Genomic DNA, 23,869 nt, shown 5'->3' with positions numbered 1-23,869 from the left:
GTCAGGAAAACAGAACAGCCTTGAGGGAGGGGTGTTCAGTTTTCCGAACGTCCTCCGCTTTCGATCCCGAAGCGTGTCATCTTTTCCCAAAGGGTCGTTCTTGATACGCCGAGACAGCGCGCGGCTTCCGAGATGTGCCCGTCGGTCATGCTGAGGGCTCTGAGGATCTGCCTGCGTTCGGCGGCATCGCGAGCCTCCGACAATGTTTCAACAGGTCCGGCAACGACGGCAATGCGTTTGTCCGGGAAAAGCTCAAGCGGCATTAGCAGCGTGCTTTCCGAAAGCGCCACTGCCCGTTCCAGCCGGTTTCGCAGTTCGCGCGCATTGCCGGGCCACGCATGCTCCAGCATCATGTCCTCGGCCAGCGCACTGATGCCGCGCACGGGAGTCTCCCGCGCTTCGGTGATCTCGTCCAGGAACCGTTGAGCAAGCCAAAGGATGTCTTCGGGCCGCTCTCTGATGGGAAGAAGGGTGACCGGCAGGGCAGAAAGCCGGAAGTAGAGATCCTGGCGAAAACGCGTGCGCTCACTCTCGACGTCCTGATGCGTGGCGCAAACTATCCTCGCCTTGAAGGGGATCGGTTTTTCACTTCCAAGCCTGTGGAAGTGGCCGTCCTCGATCAGTCGCAACAGCTTGGCCTGAAGCGCAAGAGGCATGTCGCCGATCTCGTCGAGAAACAGGATCCCGTCGCCGGCCCGCTCGGCATACCCCCGATGCAGTTGATTGGCGCCGGTGAAGGCTCCCTTTTCGTGTCCGAACAGCTCACTTTCCAGAAGTTCGCTGGGTATCGCCGCGCAGTTGACGGCCATGAACGGCGCCTTTGCCCGATCGGACACTTGATGAAGGAAGCGCGCGCAGATCTCCTTGCCCGTGCCCGTCTCGCCTTGGATGAGAACCGGCAACGTGTGGGACGCGTATCGCCGAAGGATCATTTCCACATTCCGCATCGATGCGGAAATTCCCAGAACACCTTCAAGGGCATCGTCCGGCACGGATCTGAGGCTCGAGGCGATCCGGTCGAGCAACGTTCCCATCTCGAACGGTTTGGTGATGAAATCCACCGCGCCGCTGCGCATCAACCGCACCGCCTGATCGATGTCGCCGAAACCCGACATGAACAGGAACGGCGTCGAGCTTTCGAAACAGCTTTGCCGAAAGACTTCCTCCCCGTTCATGTCCGGCAACCGAATGTCGCAGATGACGAGATCGAAATCGCCGGCGTGACCGGACAATTCACGAAGAGCCTGGTCTCCACGCGTCCACCATTGCACCTTATGCCCTTCTAGCAAGAGGCGCTGGACGAGCGATTCACCCATGATCGGGTCGTCTTCCAACAGTCCGATGCGTCCCGTCTCACGCGGCATTGTTCACCTCCAGAGGATTCTTAAGTGGCAGATGCACTTCGACAAGAGCACCGGCGATGTCACTTGTTCCGACCTTGATGAAACCGCCGGCTTCATCGACCATCTTTCTGACCATCCACAGCCCAAGGCCGTTGCCGATCCGGCTCGCCGGCGCCGGTTCGGTCGCTACGAGCACCTCAAGGGCGTGGTTACTCAGGCCTGGGCCATTGTCGCCTACGGAAAGCACCAAGGCGCAGGTCTCAGGATCGACACGGGATTGAACGGCGACCTTGCCACCGTCGCCGGCCGCCGCACTGGCATTGAGGACGAGATTGAGGAGCGCCTGACGGACGGCGACGCCGGAAAGCGCCGCGAGCGACGGCGTGTCGGGACATCGCTCCCAGTTCAACGTCTGTTGCCTGCGGGCGATTTCAGGCCCGACCAGCAATTGCACGTCATCGAGATCCTGCAGGGTAAGTGCCCGGCCACTTCGGTCTGGCCGGTAAGTCGCAAGGGCCGCCCGTACGACGTCCCTGATGCCGGTCAGTCCGCGCTCAAGCAGGGACAAGCTGGCTTGCCTGACGGCCTCGTCCTGCCCGTGGCGCTTCAGCGTGTCGATGCAGTTGAAGAGGCCCCCGAGGGGGTTGTTGATCTCATGCGCCATGCTCGATGCCAGGCGGCCGAGGCTCGCGAGCTTCTCCTCTTCGGCAAGCTTCAGTGTGAGCGCGCTCCGCTCGCGTTCGGCTTCGACCAGGGCGTTGAACCCATGAAACAATTCGGCGAACTCGCCCTCCCGGCTCGGGAATTCCTCGACCGCGATCGGCAAAAGCGTGGCGCTCGTTCCTGATCGCATGTGATCCGCCAGTGTCTTGACAGGCTGGACCATCCGGCGCGCCAGCAGGTAGCCGACAACCGCGAACGCTGTGGCAAGGACGGCATTCGTAGCCAAGAGCGTGTTGAGCACCTCGCGGCGCTCGGCGATGAGGTGCGAGATATCAAAGGAGGCATGTATCGCCCCCACAGTCCGCCCCTGATAGACGAGTTCCCGCTTGCCAAAGCCCGTTCGCTTGTCCCAATCAATCTTCATTCCGTCCTGCCCGGGCGCGCGATCGGCATATTCCTCAGGCAGTTCCGCAAGGGGTGCGACCGATTTCGGATGGCTTGATGCCAGGACCCGGCCATCCCGTCCGGTGACGATCGTTTCAAGCGGCGCGAGTGCCCCATAGGTCGACCGTGTCCGATCGAGAATGTCGTATGTCTCCCAGATGTCTCCGCGCAGCACAGCCGGCACGAGCGCCATCGAAAGCCCGTCGAGATAGGTCCCCGCCACGGCTGCCATATGCTGCCGCTGGGTCTCGTAGAGCCTGCTCAAAACACGCTCCGAGATGATGGCACTAATGACGATCATCAGCAGCGCGACCATCGCCGGGATGCGAAATGTCAGCGGTATCCGCCGAATGGACGCGAGGAGGTTCATCCGAGCCTCCGCACGAGTTCGATGTTGGCCGCAATGCCGTCGAATGTCGAAGGCGGGGCATCGACGAACCCATCGAGTTGCAATCTGTTCAAGAGCGATCGGCCGAGTGTGTCGGATGCCATCTGCAGGAATGCCGAGCGCACGCGTTCAAAGAGAGGCGTGCCCGTCAATCTCGCAGGCGCGGCGATCGGTGGGAAACCGTACCATTCCGATTTCACGAGGACCCGTGTCTGGGAAACAAGTTCCGGCTCGATGGTCTTCATGACCTCCCAGACATAGCCGTCGACACTGCCGGAGTTCGCCAAGCCCGACGCAACGGCACGGATGACATTGCGATGGCCATAGGTGAAGAACGTCTTTCGGAAGAAAGCGTCTTCACTGAGCCCTCGTTCAGCGAGGTACGCCTTCGTGACGAGGTAGCCGGAGTTGGAGTCCGGATCCGAGAAAGCGTGGATATCACCCCTGCAGTCCTCAAATGAGGTCGCACCCCGGTTTGCCCCGACGATGAGATAGGACTGATAAAGAGGTTTGCCGCGCCACTCGGGCGTCGCCACCAGCGCCAGTTCATCCTGGAATTTTCGGTAGGGGTACCCGCAGATCCACGCTGCCTCGAGGTTGCCCGCGACCAAGAGGGCCGTCACTTCCTGATATGTCCTCTGGGTGACAAGCTGCACGTCGTAACCCGTCGCATTCGACAGGTACATCTTCAGTTCGTCGAGAACCTCAAGATCGTTGGACAGGAAGACGGGGGTCAGCCCAAAGCGCAATGTTCCGCTATTCGCTGGTACTTCGTTGAATGCCCAGGCTGCCTGGAGAGGCAGCAAGGACAGAGCACCTCCAATGAAACCTCGCCTGTTAATGCCGCTGCGTCTTGATAGACGGCTCCCGAATCCGCCCCGACCTTCTTCCATTCGGCTCCTCCCGCCACCCGCCCTCCGTCTCCCCTCGGACAGCGTGGGGCAAACCCCAAGCATTTGTTTTTAGCATCTGCGGTTGACCGCGTCCATATTTCTAGTATTCTGGATATATGGAATCAGAAACCGCAATTCTTGCGCTTGCCGCGCTTGCCCAATCGACGAGGCTCGACACCTTTCGTCTGCTTGTCCGACACGCCCCCGACGGCATGCCGGCTGGAGAGATCGCGAGAGCTCTGGCCGTGCCCCAAAACACTATGTCGGCCCATCTCAACATTCTGGCACGGGCCGGCCTCGTTACCTCCGAACGCCACAGCCGCATGATCGTCTATCGGGCGGCCTTGCCGCGACTGCGCGATCTGACGCTCTTCCTTGTGAAGGATTGCTGTGGGGGAAGGGCGGACCTTTGCGGGTCTCTGGTCGAGGAACTCAATCCCTGTCGTTCAACCGAAAAGGTCACACCATGACGAAAACGACGTTCAACGTGATGTTTCTCTGCACGGGAAACTCCGCTCGTTCGATCATAGCAGAAAGCGTTCTAAGGAGAGACGGCGGCGCCAAGTTCAATGCGTTTTCTGCCGGCAGCTACCCAAAGGGCGAGGTCAATCCCTTTGCCACCGAGACACTGGCAGGCCATCATTATCCGATCGACGGTCTGCGTTCGAAGAGCTGGGACGAATTCGCAAGGCCAGGGGCGCCCGAACTCGATTTCGTCTTTACGGTTTGCGACAATGCGGCAGGAGAGGCTTGCCCCGTATGGCCGGGCCAGCCGATGACCGCGCATTGGGGGGTAGAAGACCCGGCCGCGGTTGAAGGCACGGACGCCGACAAGCGCGTGGCCTTCGCGACGACGCTTCGCTACATGAAGCTCCGTATTGCCGCCTTCGCCGCCCTTCCGGTCGAAAGTCTCGAGCGGATGAGCCTGACCGCGAAGCTTCATGAAATCGGTCAGATGGAAGGTTCTTCGGCACGGAGGCCCGACGTCGCATGACACATCCCGTCGATATCGTCATCTACCACAATCCGGATTGCGGCACCTCGCGCAACACGCTTGCGATGATCCGCAATGCCGGGATCGAGCCGCACGTCGTCGAATATCTCAAGACCCCGCCAAGCCGCGCGCTGCTCGAAGAGCTCATCGCGCGCATGGGGATTTCCGTGCGCGAAGTGCTCCGCGAAAAGGGCACTCCATACGAGGAGCTGGGTCTTAGCGATCCGACGCTCTCCGACACAGCGCTCGTCGACGCGATGATGGAACATCCGATCCTGATCAATCGGCCGATCGTCGTCTCGCCGCTCGGTGTAAAACTCTGCCGCCCCTCCGAGGCCGTCCTCGACATTCTGCCTGAAGCCCAGAAGGGCGCGTTCACTAAGGAAGATGGCGAAGCGGTCGTAGATGCGCGTGGCCAGCGCGTCTAATCAAGGCAACGCAAGCCAGAGCATCGCGCGCAGCCTCTGATGGGGCTGCGGTACCAACATTTTTCAAGGAGCACGCAATTGCGTCCCGCCCAACCTACCTTACGTCTCTCGTTCCTCGACCGCTACCTGACGGTGTGGATATTTGCCGCCATGGCTCTCGGCCTCGTTCTTGGCACGGTGTTCACGGGGCTTCCCGCCGCGCTCGACAGCCTTTCGGTTGGAACCACGAATGTCCCGATCGCCATCGGGCTAATCCTGATGATGTACCCGCCGCTCGCCAAGGTGCGTTACGACGAGCTCCACCAGGTCTTTGCCGACAAGCGGATCCTGGCGCTTTCGCTCGTGCAGAACTGGCTAATCGGGCCGACCCTCATGTTCGGGCTCGCCGTCCTGTTTCTCCGCGACTACCCGGAATACATGACCGGCCTGATCCTCATCGGGCTGGCGCGCTGCATCGCCATGGTCCTCGTCTGGAACCAGCTCGCACGCGGTGACAACCAGTACGTCGCCGGTCTGGTTGCCTTCAATTCGATCTTCCAGATCCTGTTTTTCAGCGTCTACGCCTGGTTCTTCCTGTCTTTCCTGCCGCCACTGTTCGGGCTTGAAGGAAGCGTGATCGACGTATCCTTCTGGACGATCGCTCAAGCTGTGCTGATCTATCTCGGGATCCCGTTCCTTGCAGGCTACCTGTCGCGTCGCTTCCTGACCAAGGCGAAAGGCGAGGACTGGTACGAAAACACCTTCCTGCCGAAGATCGGTCCGATCACGCTTGCAGCGCTGCTGTTCACGATCGTTGCGATGTTTAGCCTGAAGGGCGCAGACGTAGTACGATTGCCCTTCGACGTGTTGCTTCTCGCCATCCCGCTGACGATCTACTTCGTGGTGATGTTCACGGTCAGCTTCTTCATGGCGAAGCTCATCGATGCCGACTATCCACGCACGACCGCCGTCGCCTTCACCGCTGCAGGCAACAATTTCGAGTTGGCGATTGCCGTTGCGATCGCGGCTTTCGGCCTGGCATCTCCGGTTGCTTTTGCGGCCGTCATCGGACCGCTCGTCGAGGTTCCTGTGCTCATCCTTTTGGTGCAGCTCGCCCTTTGGTTCGGTCGCCGGTACTTCGCTTCAACGGCACCAGCTGCCGTCACTTCCAAGGCATAGGATTACGAAATGAGACTGCGTACACTAACCGATATCGATCACCTTCCGGCGCTCGATCCGGCCTACCTGAACCGCAATCCGGCGCAGGGGCTCGGCCCTCTCGATCACAAGCCGCGTATCCTTTTGCTCTACGGATCCTTGCGTGAACAATCCTATTCGCGGCTGGCCACCGAGGAAGCCGCGCGCATCCTGGAGTATTTCGGTGCGGAAACCCGGATCTTCGATCCTTCGGATCTCCCGTTGCCCGATCAGGTGAAGGGCGACAATCATCCGGCCGTAAAGGAACTGCGCGAGCATGCGATCTGGTCGGAGGCAATGGTCTGGTGTTCGCCAGAGCGCCACGGCCAGATCACCGGCATCATGAAAGCGCAGATTGATCACTTGCCATTGAACATGGGTGGCATTCGTCCGACCCAGGGGCGCACTCTCGCGGTGATGCAGGTGTCCGGCGGCTCGCAGAGCTTCAATGCCGTCAACACGCTGCGCATTCTTGGCCGCTGGATGCGGATGTACACCATTCCGAACCAATCAAGCGTCGCCAAGGCCTGGCAGGAGTTTGACAGCCAGGGTCGCATGAAACCATCCAGCTACTACGACCGGATCGTGGACGTGATGGAGGAACTGTTCCGGTTCACCGTCCTCTTGCGGCCACACGGGGAACAGCTGGTCGATCGCTACTCGGAACGCAAGGAAGCGCGCAAGCCGATCGATCCTCAGACCGACCTCTCCGCGATCGCCATCGCACCGCAGAAGGGTGCGGCGTGACGGACCACATCTATGACGTGATTGTCATCGGAGCGGGGCAAGCTGGTCTCGCCTCCGCCTACTACCTGCGCCGGGCCGGGCTCGACTTTGCCCTCATCGATGCGGGGGAGGGGCCAGGCGGCGCCTGGCGCCACACCTGGGATTCGCTCCGCCTGTTCTCCCCGGCCGGATACAGTTCGCTTCCCGGATGGCTGATGCCTCCTTCGCGTGAACGCGGCTATCCGAGCAAGAGCGACGTCATAGATTATCTATCTCGCTACGAAGAGCGTTACGGTTTCAACGTGCGGCGGCCCGTCCGTGTTGAACGGGTCGTACCCGGCGAAGATCTGGTCCGCGTGGAAGGACAGGGAGAGGTCTGGCTGGCGCGAGCCGTCTTGAACACGACCGGAACCTGGAGCAATCCGTTCGTGCCTCCCTACGAAGGACAAGAGCTTTTCACCGGCCTTCAGCTGCATTCGGCGAACTACCGGTCCCCGGACGCGTTTGCCGGGCAGTCAGTCCTGATTGTGGGTGGCGGCAATTCCGGCGCACAGATCTATGCGGAGGTCTCGACGGTTGCCGACGCATCGTGGGTGACGACCTCTCCACCCACATTTCTGCCGGATGACGTTGATGGTCACGTCCTGTTCGAGCGTGCTACCGCCCGGGCGCTGGGAAACAGTGATGGGCAACGGGCGGGCGGACTGGGTGACATCGTGATGGTCCCGCCTGTGAAGGCGGCGCGTGATCGCGGCCAGCTTACAACCGTGCGGCCGTTCGAACGCTTTAAGGAGAATGGCGTCGTCTGGTCGGACGGCCGTTTTATGGCCGTCGACGCGGTCATCTGGTGCACTGGCTTTAGGCCGGCGCTCGGTCATCTTGCGGGCACTGACATCGTGAAGGACGACGGCACGGCCGATGTAGAGGACGGACAATCCACGAAAGAGCCACGGCTTTGGTTCGTCGGCTACGGCAGTTGGACAGGGCCGGCATCGGCAACATTGATCGGCGCAGGGCGAAGCGCCAGGCTCGTCGTGCCCAGAATTCAACGGTTCCTTGATCTGCATGAGCGGGTTCAGGGTGAAGGCTTATCCGAAGTTTCGCTGACGAGCCCGCAGTCCGAAAACGCGCGTTCGGATTGAATGAACCAGACACAAACCGCGTCCCTCCACCTCGTCACCCGCGCGGTGGGTATTCAACCGTCATCGGCCTGATAAGAAATGGCGCTACCTGCATCATGAGCGGGGAGGGACGATGGTCATGCAAAGCTCTTTTACCAGGAACCTTCTGGCAAGCGTGGGTTTTGTCTTGGCCGCGGTCACGGCGGCAAATGCCGATGGCGGGGACGCTCACCTTGCAGCGCTCGGCGAGATCCGTGTGACCCATCCGTGGCTCCGAGCCGCTGAGGCAGGCGGGACGACATTGTTTTTCATGGAAATCGAAAATGATGGCGACCCGGTGCGGCTGGTGAGGGCTCGTTCCAATGCCGCCGGAACGGCCACGACAGTTGGAATTGTCCTGCAGGGAGAGACGATCTCGACCGTCGAAATTGGCGTAGTCGAAGTGCCCCGGGGGGCGTTTCGGATGGACCCTGGCGGCCTCGCCATAAAGCTTGAACAGCTATCGAAAGATTTCGATGTCGATGAGGAAATCGACGTCGTTCTGACCTTCGAACCCGGCGGTGATCTGCCTCTGCGGGCAAAGGTCGAGGCAGCCGATGCGACCGAGCACGGGCATGCGGGCCACGCCCATCACTGAATGTCACATCCCTGAAACGGTAGCTCACTAGGTTCGCCCCGCGCGCCGACAGTGGGTGCGGCGCATTTTCCGATTTTCGAGGGGATTCGCTAATGCTCAGATCGCTTTTGTCCGGAGTGTGCTGCGCGGCACTGGTCGCAGGAAACGTCACCGCCGCTGACTTGCCGCAGGCCAAAGACAGTTACTTCGCGGCAGCAAAGGCCGCACTTGATGCGAAGCTCTCCGTTCAACCCATCACGGGCAAGGCGAAGAACATCATCATCTTCGTCGGCGACGGCATGAGCGTCGCAACTGTCACGGCTGCTCGTATCCTTGAAGGCCAGAAGCGCGGCGTCGACGGTGAATCCAACGTTCTGACAATCGACACTTTCCCCTACACGGCGATGTCCAAGACCTACAGCCATGACGGCCAGGTCTCCGATTCAGCGCCGACGGCAACAGCTATGGTTACGGGCGTGAAGACCCGCAACGACATCATCGGCCTCAACCAGGACGCCGTTGTCGGCGACTGCGAGGCGTCCAAGGGCAAGGAAGTCAAGACGATATTCGAGATGGCTGAGGAGGCGGGCCTTGCGACCGGCGTGGTCTCGACCGCCCGCATCACCCACGCAACGCCAGCCGCCACCTATGGCCACACGCCGGACCGTGACTGGGAAAACGACAAGGAAGTCGGCGACGCGCTCGCCAAGGGCTGCAAGGATCTTGCCGATCAGCTCGTCAACTGGCCTGCAGGCGATGGCTTTGAGGTCGTTCTCGGCGGTGGCCGCAGCAACTTCGTCCCGAAGGAGACAGCAGATGCTGAAGACGAAGGCAAGACCGGCAGCCGTACGGACAAGCGCGACCTGACGGCCGAATGGACGGCAAAGAGCAACAACCACCTCTATGTCACAGACAAGGCAGGCTTCGACGCAGCCGACCTGTCCTCAGGCGCCAAGCTCCTCGGCCTGTTCGATCGCAGCCACATGGAATACGAGCTGGATCGCGCGAAGGATGCCAAGGGCGAGCCCTCGCTAGCCGAGATGACGACAAAGGCGATCGAGCGACTTGCCCAGAACGAAACCGGTTTCGTGCTGATGGTTGAAGGCGGCCGTATCGACCACGCCCATCACGCGGGCAATGCCGCTCGCGCGCTCGAAGACGCGATTGCCTTCGATCAGGCGATCAAGAAGGCCCTGGAAATCACCAAGCGCGAAGACACCCTTATTGTCGCTACGGCCGATCACGGGCACACCATGACCATCAACGGCTACCCGAAGCGCGGCAATCCGCTCTTCGGCCTGGTTGTCGATGTCGACGGAACTGTCGCCAAGGCTGCCGACGGCAAGCCCTATACCACGCTCGGCTACGCCAACGGTCCGGGCGCCGTCTTCCCAGCACTCGAGAAGGGCAAAACCGACGCTCAGCCGGCCGGCGTGCGCCCTGACCTCAGCACCGTTGATACGCAGTCTCCCGACTTCCTTCAGCCCGCTCTTGTGCCGATGGAATCGGAAACCCACGCGGGCGACGACGTCGTGATCTACGCCTGGGGACCGCAAGCCCATCTGGTCTCCGGCACGGTCGAAGAAAACTACATCTACCACGTGCTTTCGAACGCCTCGGGCCTCGGCCAGCAGGACTAACGGTCGATCGTCGGCAGAAATTCAGGCAACCCGGTCCAGGCCGGGTTGCCCAAGCTTCAGGTGACGCATGCAACGACTGGTTTCGGTTGTTTTTCTAGTGTTCATATCGGCTGCCATCGCAGCTGGTGCGGCCTTTGGCGCTGCAAGTACGCTCACGTTCTCTGAGCTCTACGAGAAGGGCAGCGATCCGTCAGCCAAGACCAAGGCTCTCACCGGCAGCGAAGTGTCGATCGTCGGCTACATGGCGCCGCCGCTCAAAGCCCAGGCAACTTTCTTCGTCCTGACGAAGATGCCGATGGCGGTTTGCCCGTTCTGCGACTCGACCCTCGACTGGCCAACCGACATCGTCCTGATCAAGACCTCCTCCATCGTGGACGCCACGCCCTTCAACTTCCCGATCAAGGTTGTCGGAAAGCTCGAAGTTGGATTCGAGAAGGATGAGGAAACCGGCTTCGTCAGCTTCCTGCGCCTGAGCGACGCGGTTTTCGAGCGGCTTTGAGCAAAGATGGTTTCGCTGCAAGGGATCAGGGTCGAAGTTCGCGACATACCAAACGACCGCCGCGACATTCTCGCCATCGACGAACTGTCGTTCCCACCGGGAGAACTGACGGTGATCGCGGGGCCGTCCGGCTCCGGCAAATCAACGCTTCTGAACGTCATTTCCGGAATTACGCCCGCCACCAGTGGCTCTATTACAGTTCTCGGTGAGAACGTGACGGATCTTCGCGAGGGCCGCCGCGATGTGTGGCGGCGGCGAACGGTCGGCATGATCTTTCAGGATTTCAATCTGATCGCGGAATTGTCGCCACTTGCCAACATTCGCTTGCCCGAAAGCTTCGGGAAGGCGGCCCGCGCCGCCGAGAACGCGAAATCCCTCATGCGCAGATTTGGCATTCCGGAAGATCGATCGTCCGTTTCGCGGATGTCGCGAGGAGAGCAGCAGCGCGTTGCCATCGCGCGCGCACTTTTGTTCGATCCGCCGCTGATCCTCGCAGACGAGCCCACTGCCAGCCTCGATACCAAAAACGGAAGTTTTGTCATCGATGCGCTTATCGCGGAAGCAGCCAGGGGAAAAACGGTTATAGCCGTAAGCCACGATCCGGCGTTCGCCGTACGCGCCGCGACCACCATCCACCTCGAGCGCGGAAGGATAGTGCGGAAGGAGCGCGCGCTATGAACCCCTTTCCGTTGGTGCTCTCGATGCTGCGCGCGGACCGCCGCTTGAACCTGATGCTCGTGATCCTCATCATGATCGCGACCGGACTGGGCGTTGCCATCCTTTCGCAGGAGCGCGCCCTGAAGCAGGCGAGCGCCCGCGCCGTGGACAAGTTCGATCTGATCGTGGCGGCGCCCGGAAGCATTACGGATGTGACGCTGAAATCACTCTTTCTGCGGCCGGGGTCGGTCGAACTGCTGAGACCCGAGGTCGTACGAGAGGTCCTGGCAGAAAACCGCGCGGTGTTTGCGGCGCCACTTGCCTTCGGCGACAGTGTCAACGGGGATCCGGTCGTGGGAACGACGCGGGATCTCGTTTCGCACTTGGCGGATGGTCGCCTGGCGGAGGGCAGGGGCTTTGAAAACTGGGAAGAGGCCGTTGTCGGACAGGCCTCACCGTTGAAGATCGGCGAGACATTTCAAACGAACCATGGCCATGGCCCGGAGGAAACGGCAGGCGATCTGCACCACGCGAGCACGTTTAAGGTGGTTGGTCGCCTTCCGGCGCAAGGTTCTCCTTGGGATCGCGCGGTGATCATCCCCGTCGAGCAAATTTGGAAGCTGCACAATCTGCCGACGGGACATGCGCCCGAGGCCGGCGCTGTCCTTGGACCACCCTTCGATGAAGCGTACCTGACCGGCGTACCGGCCATGGTGGTGAAGCCAGAAAACCTGGCGGCCGCGTACGGGCTGCGAAACGTGTTCCGCACGGAAGCGTCGACCGCGTTCTTTCCGGCGGAGGTGCTCGTCGGCCTCTATCAGGTCCTCGGCGATATACGCGTTCTGATGACAGCGCTCGCAAGCGGTACACAGGCGCTCGTCATCGCCGCGGTGATCGCCTGTGTGATCGTGCTGCTGCGGGTCCACCGCCGGCGGTTCGCCGTTCTTCGTGCGCTTGGGGCACCCAGGTCCTATGTGTTCGCCTGTATCTGGCTCTATGTTATGACCGTCATAGCAAGTGGTGCGATTGCGGGTTTGTTCCTGGGGCTTGGGGGGTCCCGCTTGGCCGGGCATTTCGTTGCCAGCCAAACCGGCATCGCACTAACTCCGTCCGTGGGCCCTAGCGAAATATCGCTGGCGGCCCTCATAGTCGCCACCGGATGCATATTTGCCATCGTTCCGGCGCTGGCAGTTTATAGAGACCGGTTGGATCAGGCGCTTCAGTCGAGTTCCTAGTCAACGCCGCAGCCCTTTCGGCTGGGAAAAAGTCGTCGTGCTGCGCGGTTGTCACCGTTCGGATCCGAGATGGGCCGCCTTCACGACCCATGCCGCGGCAATACGTCAAGCCCGTGAACGGGTGGGTGGACATCAACTTGATAAATCAACCGATTGGTGGTGCGTAGCACACGCCCTAGCGTGCGGCCGTCGGTCGCAACTTTCCGTGACCGTCTTCCAATGTGCAGCGCGCTATGCAAGCATAGCTGCATGTTCGTCGTCGCGCTCCGGCGCTTTTTTTGTGTGTTGGCGTTGCTCGGGGTCGTGCTTGGTCCCGTGAGCGTCGGCTCGGCTGCGAGCGCCATGGCTCTTTCGCCCGACATGCAGATGGATGCGATGGCTGGCATGGACGACATGTCCTGCTGTCCGGAACAGAAGCCCGCGCAGAAGAACGATTGCGGAAAGACGTGCCCTCTCGCACTCGTCTGCTCTTCCATCATCCTCGCACACGGCAGCAAGGCAAATAGCTGGCGGATCGATCTGTCGGCACGCGATCTGTCGCATCCGATCCTCCAGGAAAATCGCCTGCCGTCCGCTCTCGTCGAACCGCCGGCGCGACCTCCCAAAGCCTGATCTCACTCGCTGAATGAAACCGGACGGCCGCTTCCAGACGGAAAGCGTCCATTCGACCGTATTTATTTCATGGACGCGGCCCTGAAGTGCCGGTCCTGAGTGAGATTCAACATGACAAACATCTTTTCTCGGAGAGCGATCCTCGGCTCGGTTGCCATCATTTTGGCTGCAACCACCACATCTTTCGCCGCCGCAACGGACTACGAGTTCCAACTCGTCCAGTCTGAAGTCCCACATGGTCCCGAGGTGACCGTCACGGTGCGCCTGATCGACAAGAGGACGGCAAAACCCGTGCCGGACGCGGTCATCTTCAGCACGAGGATGGATATGGCGCCGGAGGGGATGGAGGCGATGACCACCCCGGTCGAAGCCCTGCCGGTAACGGAAGCCGGCATCTACGCGTTCAAGACCAATCTCAGCATGGAGGGCGGCTGGCGCTTCAAGCTGGCGGCCAAGGTCCAGGGCGAGACCGAGACCGTCCAGGGCGAAATGGTTCTGCAGGCACAGCCGTGACCACGTCCAGATTGCTGCTCTTCGTCAGCTCCCTCGCCATCGCCGGCGGGGGAGGCTACGCGGCTGGCACGCGCGGCCTTGCCACCGACATCACCAAACTCTTCTCCGAGCAGGCGCTCGGGGAAACCATGCAGCCCGCGGTCGAGCCGACGGGCAAGGTAATCTATTTCCGTCACCCGGACGGTTCGCCGGAATACTCGGCCACGCCGCGGGAGACCGCAGACGGCCGGGCTTTCGTCGCCGTGCGCGAGAGCGAGGACGTCGCCTTCGACACCGGGAAGAGGGCCGCCCCCAAGAAGGCCGAAGCCGCGACGGCGGCGGCCGAGCGCAAGGTGCTCTATTACCGCAATCCGATGGGCCTTCCCGACACCTCCAAGGTGCCGAAGAAGGACTCGATGGGCATGGACTACCTTCCTGTCTACGACGGCGAGGAAGCGGACAGTTCCGTCGTCAAGGTCTCGCTCGGCAAGCTGCAGCGGACCGGTGTAAAGACGGCGACGGCAGAGAACGCCGTCGTCAGTCGCCAGGTGCGGGTGCCCGGAACGGTCACGTTCGACGAGCGCCTGGTCCGGATCGTCTCCATGCGGGCGAACGCCTTCATCGAGGGCGTCGCTGATGTGACGACCGGCGACCGGGTGCTGAAGGGCGATGAGCTCTTCCACTTCTTCTCCAAGGACATCGCGAGAGCCGGGGCCGAATACGCCACGGAACTGCGGGGCGGCGGCAAGCCGGACCTCGACATCGGCGGCGCGCTGCAACTACGCAATCTCGGCGTGCCGGAAGAGACCGTCAAAGCGATTGCCCGGAGCCGGACGGTGCCCAGAAGCATCGCCTTCCTCTCCCCGAGCGATGGCGTCGTCCTCGAACGCAGCGCGACGACGGGCATGATGGCCGAGGCCGGCGATGTCCTCTTCCGAATTGCCGACATGTCGAAGGTGTGGGTGATCGCTGACGTGCCCGAGTTCGATGCCACGACCATCCGCAAAGGCGCGCAAGCGACGGTCCGGGTGCGGAACCTGCCGGGCAAGGCGTTCGAGGGCACGGTCGACCTGATCTACCCGGAGCTTCAGTCGCAGACGCGGACGGCCAAGGTGAGGATTGAGCTTCCCAACGCCGAAGGCCTGCTGCTTGCGAACATGTACGCCGAAGTCGAGATCGCCTCGGGTGATACCGCCCCTGTCGTCGCGGTGCCCAACAGCGCGGTCATCGACACAGGCGACCGACAGGTGGTGTTCGTCGACAAGGGCGAGGGCCGCTTCGAACCGCGCGACGTCACACTAGGAGCGCGCGGCGACGACCGGACGGAGATCAGGAAAGGGATCGAAGCCGGAGAGAAGATCGTCACCTCGGCGAACTTCCTACTCGACGCCGAGAGCAATCTCAATGCGGCGCTGAGTGCGCTCACTGCAGACGAGGTGAAACCATGATCTCGAACATCATCGCCTGGTCCGCCCGCAATCTGGTGCTGATCATCGTGGGAGCCGCGCTCTCGATCGCCGCGGGCGTGTATTCGCTGCGTTCGCTTCCGCTCGATGCCATTCCCGATCTCTCGGACGTACAGGTCATCGTCTTCACCGACTATCCCGGTCAGGCACCGCAGGTGGTCGAGGACCAGGTCACCTATCCATTGACGACGTCTATGCTGACGGTACCGCGGTCGAAGGTCGTGCGCGGCTTCTCCTTCTTCGGCATCTCGTTCGTTTACGTGATCTTCGAAGACGGAACCGATCCCTATTGGGCGCGAAGCCGCGTGCTCGAATACCTCAACGCCGCCGCGAGCCGGCTTCCCGAGGGCATCTCGCCGAGCCTTGGCCCTGACGCGACCGGCGTCGGCTGGGTCTATCAATACGCCCTTGTCGCCAAGGAACTGTCGCTCGCCGAACTGCGCTCCCTGCAGGATTGGGTCGTGCGGTTCGCCGCCTCGAAATCGGAGGGCGTGGCCGAGGTCGCGAGTGTCGGCGGCTTCGTCAAGCAGTATTCCGTCGTCGTCGATCCGGCGCGCCTGCGCGCCCAGAACGTGACGCTGAAGCAGATCGCCGATGCGGTGCGGGCCAGCAACCGGGACGTCGGCGGCCGCACGGTCGAAATCTCCGAGTTCGAGTTCATGGTCCGCGGCCGCGGCTATCTGCAAGGCATCAAGGACATTGAGAATATCGTGCTGATGACCGAAGGCGGCGCGCCGCTGCGCCTGGGCGACGTGGCGCGGGTGGAGACGGTTCCCGACGAGCGTCGCGGCATCACCGAGCTGAACGGCGAAGGCGAGGTCGCAAGCGGCATCGTGCTGCAGCGGGTCGGCGAGAACGCCCTCAACGTCATCGACAGCGCCAAGAAGAACCTGGCGGCGGTCAAGGACAGCCTGCCAGCGGGCACCGAGATCGTTCCGGTCTACGATCGCTCGGAGCTGATCAAGGCCGCGATCGAGACGCTCAAGGGCACGCTGGCCGAGGAGTCCATCATCGTCGCCTTGGTAACGATCGCTTTCCTTCTGCATGTGCGGAGCGCGCTCGTTGCCATCATCATGCTGCCGATTGGCATCCTGATCTCCTTCATCGCGATGCGGACGCTCGGCATCGGGGCCAACATCATGAGCCTTGGCGGCATCGCCATTGCCATCGGCGCGATGATCGATGCGGCGATCGTGATGATCGAGAACGCCCACAAGCATCTGGAGCGGGCGCCACCCGACAAGCCCCGCACCGAGGTTCTGATCGACGCGGCGAGCGAGGTCGGCCCGGCGCTGTTCTTCAGCCTGCTGATCATCACCGTGTCCTTCCTGCCGATCTTCACGCTGGAGTCCCAGGAGGGGCGGTTGTTCGGGCCGCTCGCCTTCACCAAGACCTTCGCCATGGCGGCGGCTGCCCTGCTGTCGGTGACGCTCGTTCCGGCACTGATGGTCCTGTTTGTGCGCGGCCGGATCGTGCCCGAGCACAAGAACCCGCTCAACCGCTTCCTGATCTGGACCTACCGCCCGATCATTGCCGGGGTGCTGCAGGCGAAGACGATCACGATCCTGATCGCGGTCGCAGCACTCGCCGCAACGGTCTGGCCGGCGCGTCAGATCGGAAGCGAGTTCATGCCGACCCTCAACGAAGGCACGCTGATGTACATGCCGACGACCTTGCCCGGCCTGTCGGTGACCAAGGCTGCCGAGCTGATGCAGACCCAGGACCGGATCATCAAGTCGTTCCCGGAGGTGGAGACGGTCTTCGGCAAGGCGGGCAGGGCACTGACCGCCACCGATCCCGCGCCGACGGAGATGTTCGAGACGATCATCACCCTGAAGCCGAAGACCGAATGGCGGCCGGGCGTGACCATCGACAGCCTCAAGCAGGAAATGGACGCGGCGCTTCAGTTCCCCGGTGTCTCCAACGCCTGGACCATGCCAATCCGCGCCCGCATCGACATGCTGTCGACGGGCATCCGCACGCCCGTCGGCGTCAAGGTCTACGGAACTGACCTCAAGGAGATGGAGCGCGTGGCGCGCGACATCGAGACGGTACTGAAGGCCGTCCCCGGCACGTCCAGTGCCTACGCCGAGCGTGTCATAGGCGGATACTTCCTCGACATCGTGCCGGACCGCACCGCGCTCGGGCGCTACGGCCTCAGCATCGGCGACGTGCAGGATGTCATCGCCACGGCGCTTGGGTCCGAGGTGGTCACCTTGACCGTCGAGGGAAGGGAGCGCTACGGCGTCGCCGTCCGCTATCCGCGGGCGTTCAGAAGCGATCCGCAGTCGATCGCGCGCGACATCGAGGTCGCGCTCCCCGGCGGCGGCGCGGTGCCTCTCGGCGCAGTCGCCGACGTCAAGCTCGAGCGTGGCGCGACGACGATCCGGACCGAGAATGGCCAGCTTGCGGTCTATATTTTCGTCGACATCGCCGACCGCGACCTCGGCGGCTATGTCTCCGAAGCTCAAGCAGCCGTCGCGAAGAGCGTGTCGCTTCCATCAGGCTATTCGGTCGCCTGGAGCGGGCAGTACGAATATCTGGAACGGGCAAAAGCGCGCCTCGCAATCGTCGTGCCGCTGACCCTCGCGCTGATCTTCCTGCTGCTCTACCTGAACTTCAAGGCACTGACGGAGACCCTCATCGTCATGCTGTCGCTGCCCTTCGCGCTGGTTGGCGGCATCTGGCTGATGTGGTGGCTGGGCTTCAACGCTTCGGTGGCGGTGGTCGTCGGCTTCATTGCGCTTGCTGGCGTGGCGGCAGAGACGGGTGTGATCATGCTGATCTATCTGGACCAGGCGCTGCGAGAACGCCGTGAGGATTGCGATCGCGAAAACCGCCCCTTCACGCGGGACGACCTGCATCACGCGATCATGGTCGGAGCGGTGGAACGGGTGCGACCGAAGATGATGACCGTCGTGGCGATCATCGCGGGGCTGGTGCCGATCCTCTGGAGCACCGGGGCCGGATCCGAAATCATGCAGCGCATCGCCGTGCCGATGATCGGCGGCATGATCTCGTCGACGGTGCTGACACTAGCGGTGATCCCGGCGATCTACGGACTGGCGAAGGGCTGGCGGCTGCCAGCCCGCGCCGACGACCGACCAATGGCCAAAGCCACGGAAATGAGGCTCAAGGAAGCGGCCGAATGAAAGATGGCAACCATGCGCCGAGGTCAGGGTCTGCATCGCGTCACGCAGTGTTGACGCGGCTGGTCTGCACAGCGGCGCATCATGGCTTGTATTCCCCTAGGTTCGGCGCGATTCTCTTCGTCATGAAGCGCTGGCCTGTCCGACAGCTTGGCCTTTTGCTCCTCGCGGTTTTCGTCGCCGCGGGGATGAGCCTGTCGGTGGCCCAGGCGAGCAGCATGGCTGCGAAGATGGCGACCATGGCGGAAATGACGATGTCCGACCACGGTGACTGCCAGGATTGTCCCGACCAGGCAGGCGCAATGAAGGCGATGGCCTGCGGCAAGCTCTGCGCAGCCCCCGTCGTCGCGTCGCTGCCCACAGCGATTCACATTCCGGCCGGGGATAGGCTTGCTCCAGTTGCTGCCCGCGAGCCGTTTCTCTTCGGCTGGGTCTGGCCGCCCGATCCCGCCCCACCACGAACCTTCGACATCGGCTGATTTTCCGACGGTTGCGACTAAGCAGCTTTGCCGGACCAGCGAACCCATGCGCGGCAACGCCTACGCGTTCCGCCGTGTACGATGATCGGAAGGATCGAAAGTGAATAGTGAATCCAACTGCCCTGTTTCGCGCCGGGGGCTGCTCCAGGCAGGCGCAGGTCTTCTGCTGGCGACAGCGCTGCCGTCCATTCCGGCGCACTCGGCGTCTTCTTCGAACGACTACAAGGTCGCCGTCGCGGCTGGCCGCGCGCGCCTGACGGGGCCGGATCGGCCCGCAACGGACGTCTGGACCTACAACGGAACCGTGCCCGGATCGCTGGTACGCCTGCGTCAGGGCGAACCAGCGCGTCTCGTCGTCGAAAACCGCCTCGACCAGGAAACGACGGTCCACTGGCACGGCATTCGGCTTCCCAATGCGATGGACGGCGTGCCTGGGCTGACGCAGCCGCCGATCAGGCCGGGAGAGAGCTTCATCTACGAGTTCACGCCGCCGGATGCCGGAACCTTCTGGTATCACCCGCACGCCAACAGCCTCGAGCAACTCGGCCGCGGCCTCGCGGGGGCGGTGATTGTGGAGGAACGCGAACCCGTCGCCGTCGACCGCGACCTTGTCTGGGTGCTTTCCGACTGGCGGCTGACCGAGGACGGCGGCATCGCCTCCGGCTTCGGCAACCGGATGGAAGCGGGGATGTCCGGCCGCGTCGGCAACACGGTGACGCTCAACGGCCGGGTGTCGGAAACTGAGGCTTTCCGGACAGGGGAGCGCATACGGCTGCGCCTCGTCAACGCGTCGCTCGCGCGGATCATGGCGTTGCGCTTCGATGGTCATCGGCCCGTGGTTGTGGCGATCGACGGCCAGCCTTGCGATCCGCACGAGCCCGAGGGCCGCCGCATCTTTCTCGGTCCGGCCATGCGGGTCGACCTTGTTCTCGACATGCAGGGAGCACCCGGACGGACCTACGAGGTCGTCGATGATTTCTACGATGGCCTGTCCTATCGGCTGACGCAGCTCGCCTACGATGCGAGGCCACCGATCCGCGAGCATCCTCTCGACGCTCAGCTTGCGCTCCTCCGCAATCCTTTGCTCGAACCCGATCTCGCCTCGGCGGAGCGCCACAGGCTCACGCTCCAAGGCGGCATGATGAGCGCGATGATGGGTAGGGGAGACATGCAGGGCGGAATGATGGGAGGGGGCGGGATGATGGGCATGGGCCATGGCGCGGTCTGGGCTATCAACGGCCAGTCGATGACCGGGGATGGCCATGCGGGAATGGAACCCGCCCTCGCGTTCAAGCGCGGCCGCAGTGTCGTGCTGGAGCTGCGCAACGAGACCACCTGGTGGCATCCGATGCACTTCCACGGGCATAGCCTGCGGGTCTTGAGCCGCAACGGCAGGCCGGTCCCGCATCGCCAATGGCAGGACACGGTGCTGATGGCTCCGAAGGATGTCGTCGGGGCCGCCTTCGTTGCCGACAACCCCGGTGACTGGATGCTGCACTGCCACGTCATGGACCACCAGATGTCGGGCATGATGACCGTGCTGCGCGTCGCCTGAACCAAACAGAACTACGCAAGGAGAACCAAAATGACACCTTCAATCCTCTTCGCCAGTCTTGCCGCCTTCATAGCCTTCGCCGCGCCGGCGATCGCCGATCCATTGCAGGCCACGCTCTATAAGAACCCCCAGTGCGGCTGCTGCGAGGGCTATGCCGCCTACCTGCGCGAGAACGGCTTCAATGTCGACGTCAAGCCGACCAATGATCTTCTCGAGATCAGCCGCAAGGCAGGTGTGCCGGAAAACATGCAGGGCTGCCATACGATGTTCATCGACGGCTACGTGGTCGACGGGCATGTGCCGGCGACCATCGTGCGCAAGCTCCTCAAGGAGCGGCCACCGATAGCAGGTATCACCCTGCCAGGAATGCCGATGGGCTCGCCCGGCATGGCTGGCACGAAGACCGAACCGTTCGTGATCTATACGGTGCCAAAGGACGGCAAGAAACCGGAGGTTTACGCGACGGAGTAAGGCGATCCTGTCAGTACCGTGGGCGGGAAGCGCTCGATCTCAGTCGAGCCGGCGCCTCGCTCCGCTAGCATCTGCATAGATCGGACCATTCCTCCGGGCTGAACTCGAACTATGTCTCGACGTGGCGGAACGGGAATGTCTTCAACTTGTATTGCGTGCTATTACTCACAGCCCGCTCCGCTCAACCGACAATTTTCTAGGCTTCCGCCGCCAAAACGACCGCCAGTCCTCGTGATATTTCTGGGTATATATCGATCGTGACCGACCACGCCAACACGTCAGTTCCCCTCCGTCCTGCTGCTGCTTTCGGGGGCGGAGCCCTCATCGGAGCGCTTGGAGGTCTCATCGGTCTTGGCGGCGCAGAGTTTCGCCTTCCGATCCTGATCGGATTCTTCAACTTCGCGGCGCTTGAGGCGGTGATCCTCAACAAGGCCATGAGCCTCGTCGTCGTCGCGACGGCGCTGCCCTTTCGAGCAGGCACGGTCCCTTTCGGCGCGATAGCCGACCACTGGCCGATCGTCGTCAACTTACTCGCGGGTAGCTTGGTCGGCGCGTGGTTCGGCGCAGGCTGGGCGACAAAGCTGCGCTCGGAGACGCTCTATAAGGTGATCTCCGCTATGCTGGTTGCGATCGCGATTGTTTTGATGTTTGGGCACGATGCGACATCTGGCCAACCGCTGCTGACCGGCTTGTCCCAGATACTCTCCGGCGTCATCGCTGGTTTCGTCATTGGCATCGTCGCAGCACTTCTGGGGGTGGCGGGAGGCGAACTGCTGATCCCGACGCTCGTCCTTCTGTTCGGTGCGGACATCAAGCTTGCCGGCAGTCTCTCACTCGCGGTGAGCTTGCCGACCATGCTAGTCGGGTTTACCCGCTACAGCCGCGATCAGAGCTTTTCCGTCATCGGCCGCAATAAGGCCTTCATGCTGCTGATGGCTGCCGGATCAATCGTCGGCACGTTCGTGGGCGGCCTTCTGCTTGGCATGGTTCCGAACGGCGTCCTACTTCCGGCTTTGGCAATCATCCTCCTGATCTCGGCGGTGAAGGTTTGGCGGCACTAGCCACATGTCGGCAAACTCCCGCGACGTGAAGCATCCGCAGCTCGCGAGCCAGAGGACATAGCACCCAAACTCTTCTTCGGCTAAGGGACTAACAGGGACTCGCAGGTGTGGCGGTTCCATAATCCGCGTTATGCGATTAACTATATGACTTTATTAGTTATTTTCAGAATTGAGCGTCACTCGCGACGGCCGCTACTCGCCCTTCACTCTAAACTTGGCGTGGCAGGAGGTGCACGTCTGCAGCATCATGTGGAAGGCGTGCTCGGCGGGTATCGACATCGGATCGGGAGCTGCCCGCCTTCCTCTTGGCGAGCGGCCCGCCCATCGTCGCGTCGCCGCCTTTCATTCGCATGTCGGGACCGAGAGCATCTGGGTTGCGGTCGGCCGCGACTGAAAGGACCGACGCATAAGCGCCGAGTTCGGCCGCCAGCCTGTCGAACGTCGGCCGATCGGCTTCGATGCTGTCACTGGCCTTCGATCCTCCAGAGACGACGGGCGCTTCGAACAGGGCAGCGAGCCATTCGCCGGAATACGTCCGGATGGTCTCGGCGGCTGCCTTGAAGGCCTTCGAATTGTATGGCGAGCTGCCCTTGAACATGGCGTCAATGGTTTTGGCGGCACCCGCCATCGCCTTCATGTCCTGCTGTCGCTCGGTCACTTTCGGTGATGTCGATTGGCCCGTCGCTGCGAAGATCGCCATGGTTAAGACGGCGGCCGACAGGACCAGTGGTCTCGCTTTCGCTCTCATGCCCGACCTGTCTCGCGAGGCAGCGGCTGTTCTGTCGGTGTTATCGGAACGCTCGCGGATGTCGTAGCGGGTTTGCGAGCCGCAATTTTGGCAAGAGATCGTGCTATGCTCGCCAAAGGAGTTGAGATGTCTGGAACGGTTATCAAAGCCAGAAGCAGGGCGGCTATCCAAAACACGTTGTTGTGCGTGAACATTGCAATCAGGCCAAGAACACCGACGAGTTCTAGCTGGACCTTTTGCCCCGTGCTCGCGATGTGGTCAGGCAGGTGATGCAGGCGGAGGTAAAGGACGCCCACCAGCATGATGATCGCAATGAAGGCGATCGTGACGCCGACGAACAAGTAGTCCGTTCCGCCGGGAGCGGTGATGTAGAACGGAAGGTGTTCCGTTTTGGGAGGGTTCATTGGGGTTGCCCTTCCGCCGTCTCTGGTGAGAGCGCGACCTTATCACGGTGGGCGGGAGGCGCAATCTGCCCGCCTCCACGCCAAGGACTCGCAATCGGTGTCGATTGATCAAGGTCAAGGCGATGCATGCAGGAATTGCGCATTGTGCGCGAAGACAGCACAGGGTGTCGAACGAAACCATGATCGCCGCCAGTCACATCGTCCGGAAACGTGCAAGGGAATTGCTGGCCGTCCTCGTCGCAATTCTGTTTCTGTTCGTGCCGATGTCTCAAGCCGCCCCCGTGGATTGCGGGACACACGCTGTCGGCAGTCAACATGCCATCTCCTCGCAGGCTAAAACCGATCTTCACGTCGACAGCAAACCACACGGCCCGAAAGCGTGCTGCATGAGCGTCTGCAGCCTGTGCTACGCGGTGTTCCCCACATCAGTTATCGGCGAAATCAACTTGAACTCGGACGGCCGCCGTGACCTCGCTCCTCAACCGTCCATCAACGGGATCACCTCCCGCCCCGCCATAGGCCCTCCTCGATCCGCCATATGAACGAGAACAGCCGTCGCTTGTCGGCTGTCTTTCCCGGTCGCATCGTGTGGTGCGACCTTCGCCGGCA

Annotated in this window: 25 protein-coding genes; 20 read left to right on the top strand and 5 right to left on the bottom strand. The window is 61.9% G+C overall.

All coding sequences use genetic code 11. The features are described 5' to 3' along the window. Positions 1-35: 35 nt before the first annotated feature. Genes aioR through C1A35_RS32695 form a run of 3 tightly spaced genes read right to left on the bottom strand, consistent with a single transcriptional unit; the run spans position 36 to position 3,731 of the window. Positions 36-1,364 (bottom strand): arsenic response regulator transcription factor AioR, encoded by a 1,329-nt coding sequence (gene aioR, locus C1A35_RS32705; RefSeq protein WP_104668402.1) that lies wholly within the window; start codon positions 1,362-1,364, stop codon positions 36-38. After that, positions 1,354-2,820: a sensor histidine kinase gene (locus C1A35_RS32700; protein WP_104668401.1), complete on the bottom strand. Its 1,467-nt coding sequence runs from the start codon at positions 2,818-2,820 to the stop codon at positions 1,354-1,356. The genes aioR and C1A35_RS32700 overlap by 11 nt, the downstream gene beginning before the upstream one ends. Next, a complete protein-coding gene (locus C1A35_RS32695; protein ID WP_104668400.1) occupies positions 2,817-3,731 on the bottom strand; it encodes a substrate-binding domain-containing protein in 915 nt (304 codons plus the stop codon). The genes C1A35_RS32700 and C1A35_RS32695 overlap by 4 nt, the downstream gene beginning before the upstream one ends. A 116-nt stretch (positions 3,732-3,847) precedes the next feature. On the opposite strand from C1A35_RS32695, the gene C1A35_RS32690 reads away from it, so the two are divergent. The 19 genes from C1A35_RS32690 (at position 3,848) to C1A35_RS32600 (ending at position 22,108) form a co-directional block, all read left to right on the top strand. Further along, positions 3,848-4,201, top strand: a complete 354-nt coding sequence (locus tag C1A35_RS32690; RefSeq protein ID WP_104668399.1) for an ArsR/SmtB family transcription factor — start codon at positions 3,848-3,850, stop codon at positions 4,199-4,201. Further along, positions 4,198-4,725 (top strand): arsenate reductase ArsC, encoded by a 528-nt coding sequence (locus C1A35_RS32685; protein ID WP_104668398.1) that lies wholly within the window; start codon positions 4,198-4,200, stop codon positions 4,723-4,725. Before C1A35_RS32690 ends, C1A35_RS32685 begins: the two co-directional genes overlap by 4 nt. Next, positions 4,722-5,153, top strand: a complete 432-nt coding sequence (arsC, locus tag C1A35_RS32680; protein WP_104668397.1) for an arsenate reductase (glutaredoxin) — start codon at positions 4,722-4,724, stop codon at positions 5,151-5,153. The genes C1A35_RS32685 and arsC overlap by 4 nt, the downstream gene beginning before the upstream one ends. Before the next feature lie 78 nt (positions 5,154-5,231). After that, positions 5,232-6,311, top strand: a complete 1,080-nt coding sequence (gene arsB, locus C1A35_RS32675) for an ACR3 family arsenite efflux transporter (RefSeq protein WP_104668396.1) — start codon at positions 5,232-5,234, stop codon at positions 6,309-6,311. A 9-nt stretch (positions 6,312-6,320) separates the two neighbouring features. Further along, entirely contained in the window at positions 6,321-7,076 is a 756-nt protein-coding gene (gene arsH / locus C1A35_RS32670; protein ID WP_104668395.1) for an arsenical resistance protein ArsH, read from the top strand. After that, the gene (locus C1A35_RS32665) at positions 7,073-8,197 is read left to right on the top strand and encodes an ArsO family NAD(P)H-dependent flavin-containing monooxygenase (RefSeq protein WP_104668394.1); all 1,125 of its coding nucleotides are present in this window, start codon (positions 7,073-7,075) and stop codon (positions 8,195-8,197) included. Before arsH ends, C1A35_RS32665 begins: the two co-directional genes overlap by 4 nt. A gap of 112 nt (positions 8,198-8,309) precedes the next feature. After that, a complete protein-coding gene (locus C1A35_RS32660; RefSeq protein ID WP_104668393.1) occupies positions 8,310-8,813 on the top strand; it encodes a copper chaperone PCu(A)C in 504 nt (167 codons plus the stop codon). Positions 8,814-8,905: 92 nt separating this feature from the next. After that, positions 8,906-10,432, top strand: coding sequence for an alkaline phosphatase (locus C1A35_RS32655; RefSeq protein ID WP_104668392.1), 1,527 nt, complete (start codon positions 8,906-8,908; stop codon positions 10,430-10,432). 67 nt (positions 10,433-10,499) lie between these two features. Next, positions 10,500-10,931: a hypothetical protein gene (locus C1A35_RS32650; protein WP_199773088.1), complete on the top strand. Its 432-nt coding sequence runs from the start codon at positions 10,500-10,502 to the stop codon at positions 10,929-10,931. Between the two features lie 6 nt (positions 10,932-10,937). Next, on the top strand, positions 10,938-11,609 hold the full coding sequence (locus C1A35_RS32645; protein WP_104668390.1) for an ABC transporter ATP-binding protein: 672 nt from the start codon (positions 10,938-10,940) through the stop codon (positions 11,607-11,609). Beyond that, positions 11,606-12,823 (top strand): FtsX-like permease family protein, encoded by a 1,218-nt coding sequence (locus tag C1A35_RS32640; protein ID WP_104668389.1) that lies wholly within the window; start codon positions 11,606-11,608, stop codon positions 12,821-12,823. The genes C1A35_RS32645 and C1A35_RS32640 overlap by 4 nt, the downstream gene beginning before the upstream one ends. A 249-nt stretch (positions 12,824-13,072) precedes the next feature. Then, positions 13,073-13,435, top strand: a complete 363-nt coding sequence (locus C1A35_RS32635) for a hypothetical protein (protein ID WP_234823099.1) — start codon at positions 13,073-13,075, stop codon at positions 13,433-13,435. 111 nt (positions 13,436-13,546) lie between these two features. Continuing rightward, positions 13,547-13,948 (top strand): FixH family protein, encoded by a 402-nt coding sequence (locus C1A35_RS32630; RefSeq protein ID WP_104668387.1) that lies wholly within the window; start codon positions 13,547-13,549, stop codon positions 13,946-13,948. Next, positions 13,945-15,375: an efflux RND transporter periplasmic adaptor subunit gene (locus C1A35_RS32625; protein ID WP_104668386.1), complete on the top strand. Its 1,431-nt coding sequence runs from the start codon at positions 13,945-13,947 to the stop codon at positions 15,373-15,375. The genes C1A35_RS32630 and C1A35_RS32625 overlap by 4 nt, the downstream gene beginning before the upstream one ends. Then, complete coding sequence (locus C1A35_RS32620) at positions 15,372-18,545, top strand: efflux RND transporter permease subunit (protein ID WP_104668385.1); 3,174 nt, start codon at positions 15,372-15,374, stop codon at positions 18,543-18,545. The genes C1A35_RS32625 and C1A35_RS32620 overlap by 4 nt, the downstream gene beginning before the upstream one ends. Continuing rightward, complete coding sequence (locus C1A35_RS32615; RefSeq protein ID WP_234823098.1) at positions 18,542-19,021, top strand: hypothetical protein; 480 nt, start codon at positions 18,542-18,544, stop codon at positions 19,019-19,021. The genes C1A35_RS32620 and C1A35_RS32615 overlap by 4 nt, the downstream gene beginning before the upstream one ends. Before the next feature lie 100 nt (positions 19,022-19,121). Next, positions 19,122-20,576 (top strand): multicopper oxidase family protein, encoded by a 1,455-nt coding sequence (locus C1A35_RS32610; protein ID WP_104668384.1) that lies wholly within the window; start codon positions 19,122-19,124, stop codon positions 20,574-20,576. Between the two features lie 30 nt (positions 20,577-20,606). Further along, positions 20,607-21,047, top strand: coding sequence for a DUF411 domain-containing protein (locus C1A35_RS32605; RefSeq protein ID WP_104668383.1), 441 nt, complete (start codon positions 20,607-20,609; stop codon positions 21,045-21,047). Positions 21,048-21,304: 257 nt separating this feature from the next. Next, positions 21,305-22,108 (top strand): sulfite exporter TauE/SafE family protein, encoded by an 804-nt coding sequence (locus C1A35_RS32600; protein WP_104668382.1) that lies wholly within the window; start codon positions 21,305-21,307, stop codon positions 22,106-22,108. Positions 22,109-22,316: 208 nt separating this feature from the next. Here the strand turns inward: C1A35_RS32600 and C1A35_RS32595 are convergent, their stop codons facing one another. Continuing rightward, entirely contained in the window at positions 22,317-22,745 is a 429-nt protein-coding gene (locus C1A35_RS32595; RefSeq protein ID WP_337442009.1) for a cytochrome c, read from the bottom strand. 107 nt (positions 22,746-22,852) lie between these two features. Then, entirely contained in the window at positions 22,853-23,260 is a 408-nt protein-coding gene (locus C1A35_RS32590; RefSeq protein ID WP_104668381.1) for a hypothetical protein, read from the bottom strand. 104 nt (positions 23,261-23,364) lie between these two features. Here C1A35_RS32590 and C1A35_RS32585 point away from each other — a divergent pair, with 104 nt between their 5' ends. Then, a complete protein-coding gene (locus C1A35_RS32585; RefSeq protein ID WP_158665226.1) occupies positions 23,365-23,802 on the top strand; it encodes a hypothetical protein in 438 nt (145 codons plus the stop codon). Positions 23,803-23,869 lie beyond the last annotated feature (67 nt).

Origin of the sequence: Ensifer adhaerens (assembly GCF_002940685.1) — a bacterium.
Taxonomy (GTDB): Bacteria; Pseudomonadota; Alphaproteobacteria; order Rhizobiales; family Rhizobiaceae; genus Ensifer; species Ensifer adhaerens_E.
Note: the sequence above shows the minus strand (reverse complement) of the source record. Positions and strands in the feature narration are given on the sequence as shown.

Bases quoted from the DNA above. Each gene is read 5' to 3' on its own strand.
- C1A35_RS32660 (WP_104668393.1), top strand. From the start codon at position 8,310: ATGGTCATGCAAAGCTCTTTTACCAGGAACCTTCTGGCAAGCGTGGGT.
- C1A35_RS32645 (WP_104668390.1), top strand. From the start codon at position 10,938: ATGGTTTCGCTGCAAGGGATCAGGGTCGAAGTTCGCGACATACCAAAC.
- C1A35_RS32590 (WP_104668381.1), bottom strand. From the start codon at position 23,260: ATGAACCCTCCCAAAACGGAACACCTTCCGTTCTACATCACCGCTCCC.
- C1A35_RS32650 (WP_199773088.1), top strand. From the start codon at position 10,500: ATGCAACGACTGGTTTCGGTTGTTTTTCTAGTGTTCATATCGGCTGCC.
- C1A35_RS32655 (WP_104668392.1), top strand. From the start codon at position 8,906: ATGCTCAGATCGCTTTTGTCCGGAGTGTGCTGCGCGGCACTGGTCGCA.
- arsC (WP_104668397.1), top strand. From the start codon at position 4,722: ATGACACATCCCGTCGATATCGTCATCTACCACAATCCGGATTGCGGC.
- C1A35_RS32630 (WP_104668387.1), top strand. From the start codon at position 13,547: ATGACAAACATCTTTTCTCGGAGAGCGATCCTCGGCTCGGTTGCCATC.
- C1A35_RS32605 (WP_104668383.1), top strand. From the start codon at position 20,607: ATGACACCTTCAATCCTCTTCGCCAGTCTTGCCGCCTTCATAGCCTTC.
- aioR (WP_104668402.1), bottom strand. From the start codon at position 1,364: ATGCCGCGTGAGACGGGACGCATCGGACTGTTGGAAGACGACCCGATC.
- C1A35_RS32595 (WP_337442009.1), bottom strand. From the start codon at position 22,745: ATGAAGGCGATGGCGGGTGCCGCCAAAACCATTGACGCCATGTTCAAG.
- C1A35_RS32620 (WP_104668385.1), top strand. From the start codon at position 15,372: ATGATCTCGAACATCATCGCCTGGTCCGCCCGCAATCTGGTGCTGATC.
- C1A35_RS32690 (WP_104668399.1), top strand. From the start codon at position 3,848: ATGGAATCAGAAACCGCAATTCTTGCGCTTGCCGCGCTTGCCCAATCG.
- C1A35_RS32615 (WP_234823098.1), top strand. From the start codon at position 18,542: ATGAAAGATGGCAACCATGCGCCGAGGTCAGGGTCTGCATCGCGTCAC.
- C1A35_RS32700 (WP_104668401.1), bottom strand. From the start codon at position 2,820: ATGAACCTCCTCGCGTCCATTCGGCGGATACCGCTGACATTTCGCATC.
- arsH (WP_104668395.1), top strand. From the start codon at position 6,321: ATGAGACTGCGTACACTAACCGATATCGATCACCTTCCGGCGCTCGAT.
- C1A35_RS32685 (WP_104668398.1), top strand. From the start codon at position 4,198: ATGACGAAAACGACGTTCAACGTGATGTTTCTCTGCACGGGAAACTCC.
- C1A35_RS32640 (WP_104668389.1), top strand. From the start codon at position 11,606: ATGAACCCCTTTCCGTTGGTGCTCTCGATGCTGCGCGCGGACCGCCGC.
- C1A35_RS32695 (WP_104668400.1), bottom strand. From the start codon at position 3,731: ATGGAAGAAGGTCGGGGCGGATTCGGGAGCCGTCTATCAAGACGCAGC.
- C1A35_RS32635 (WP_234823099.1), top strand. From the start codon at position 13,073: ATGTTCGTCGTCGCGCTCCGGCGCTTTTTTTGTGTGTTGGCGTTGCTC.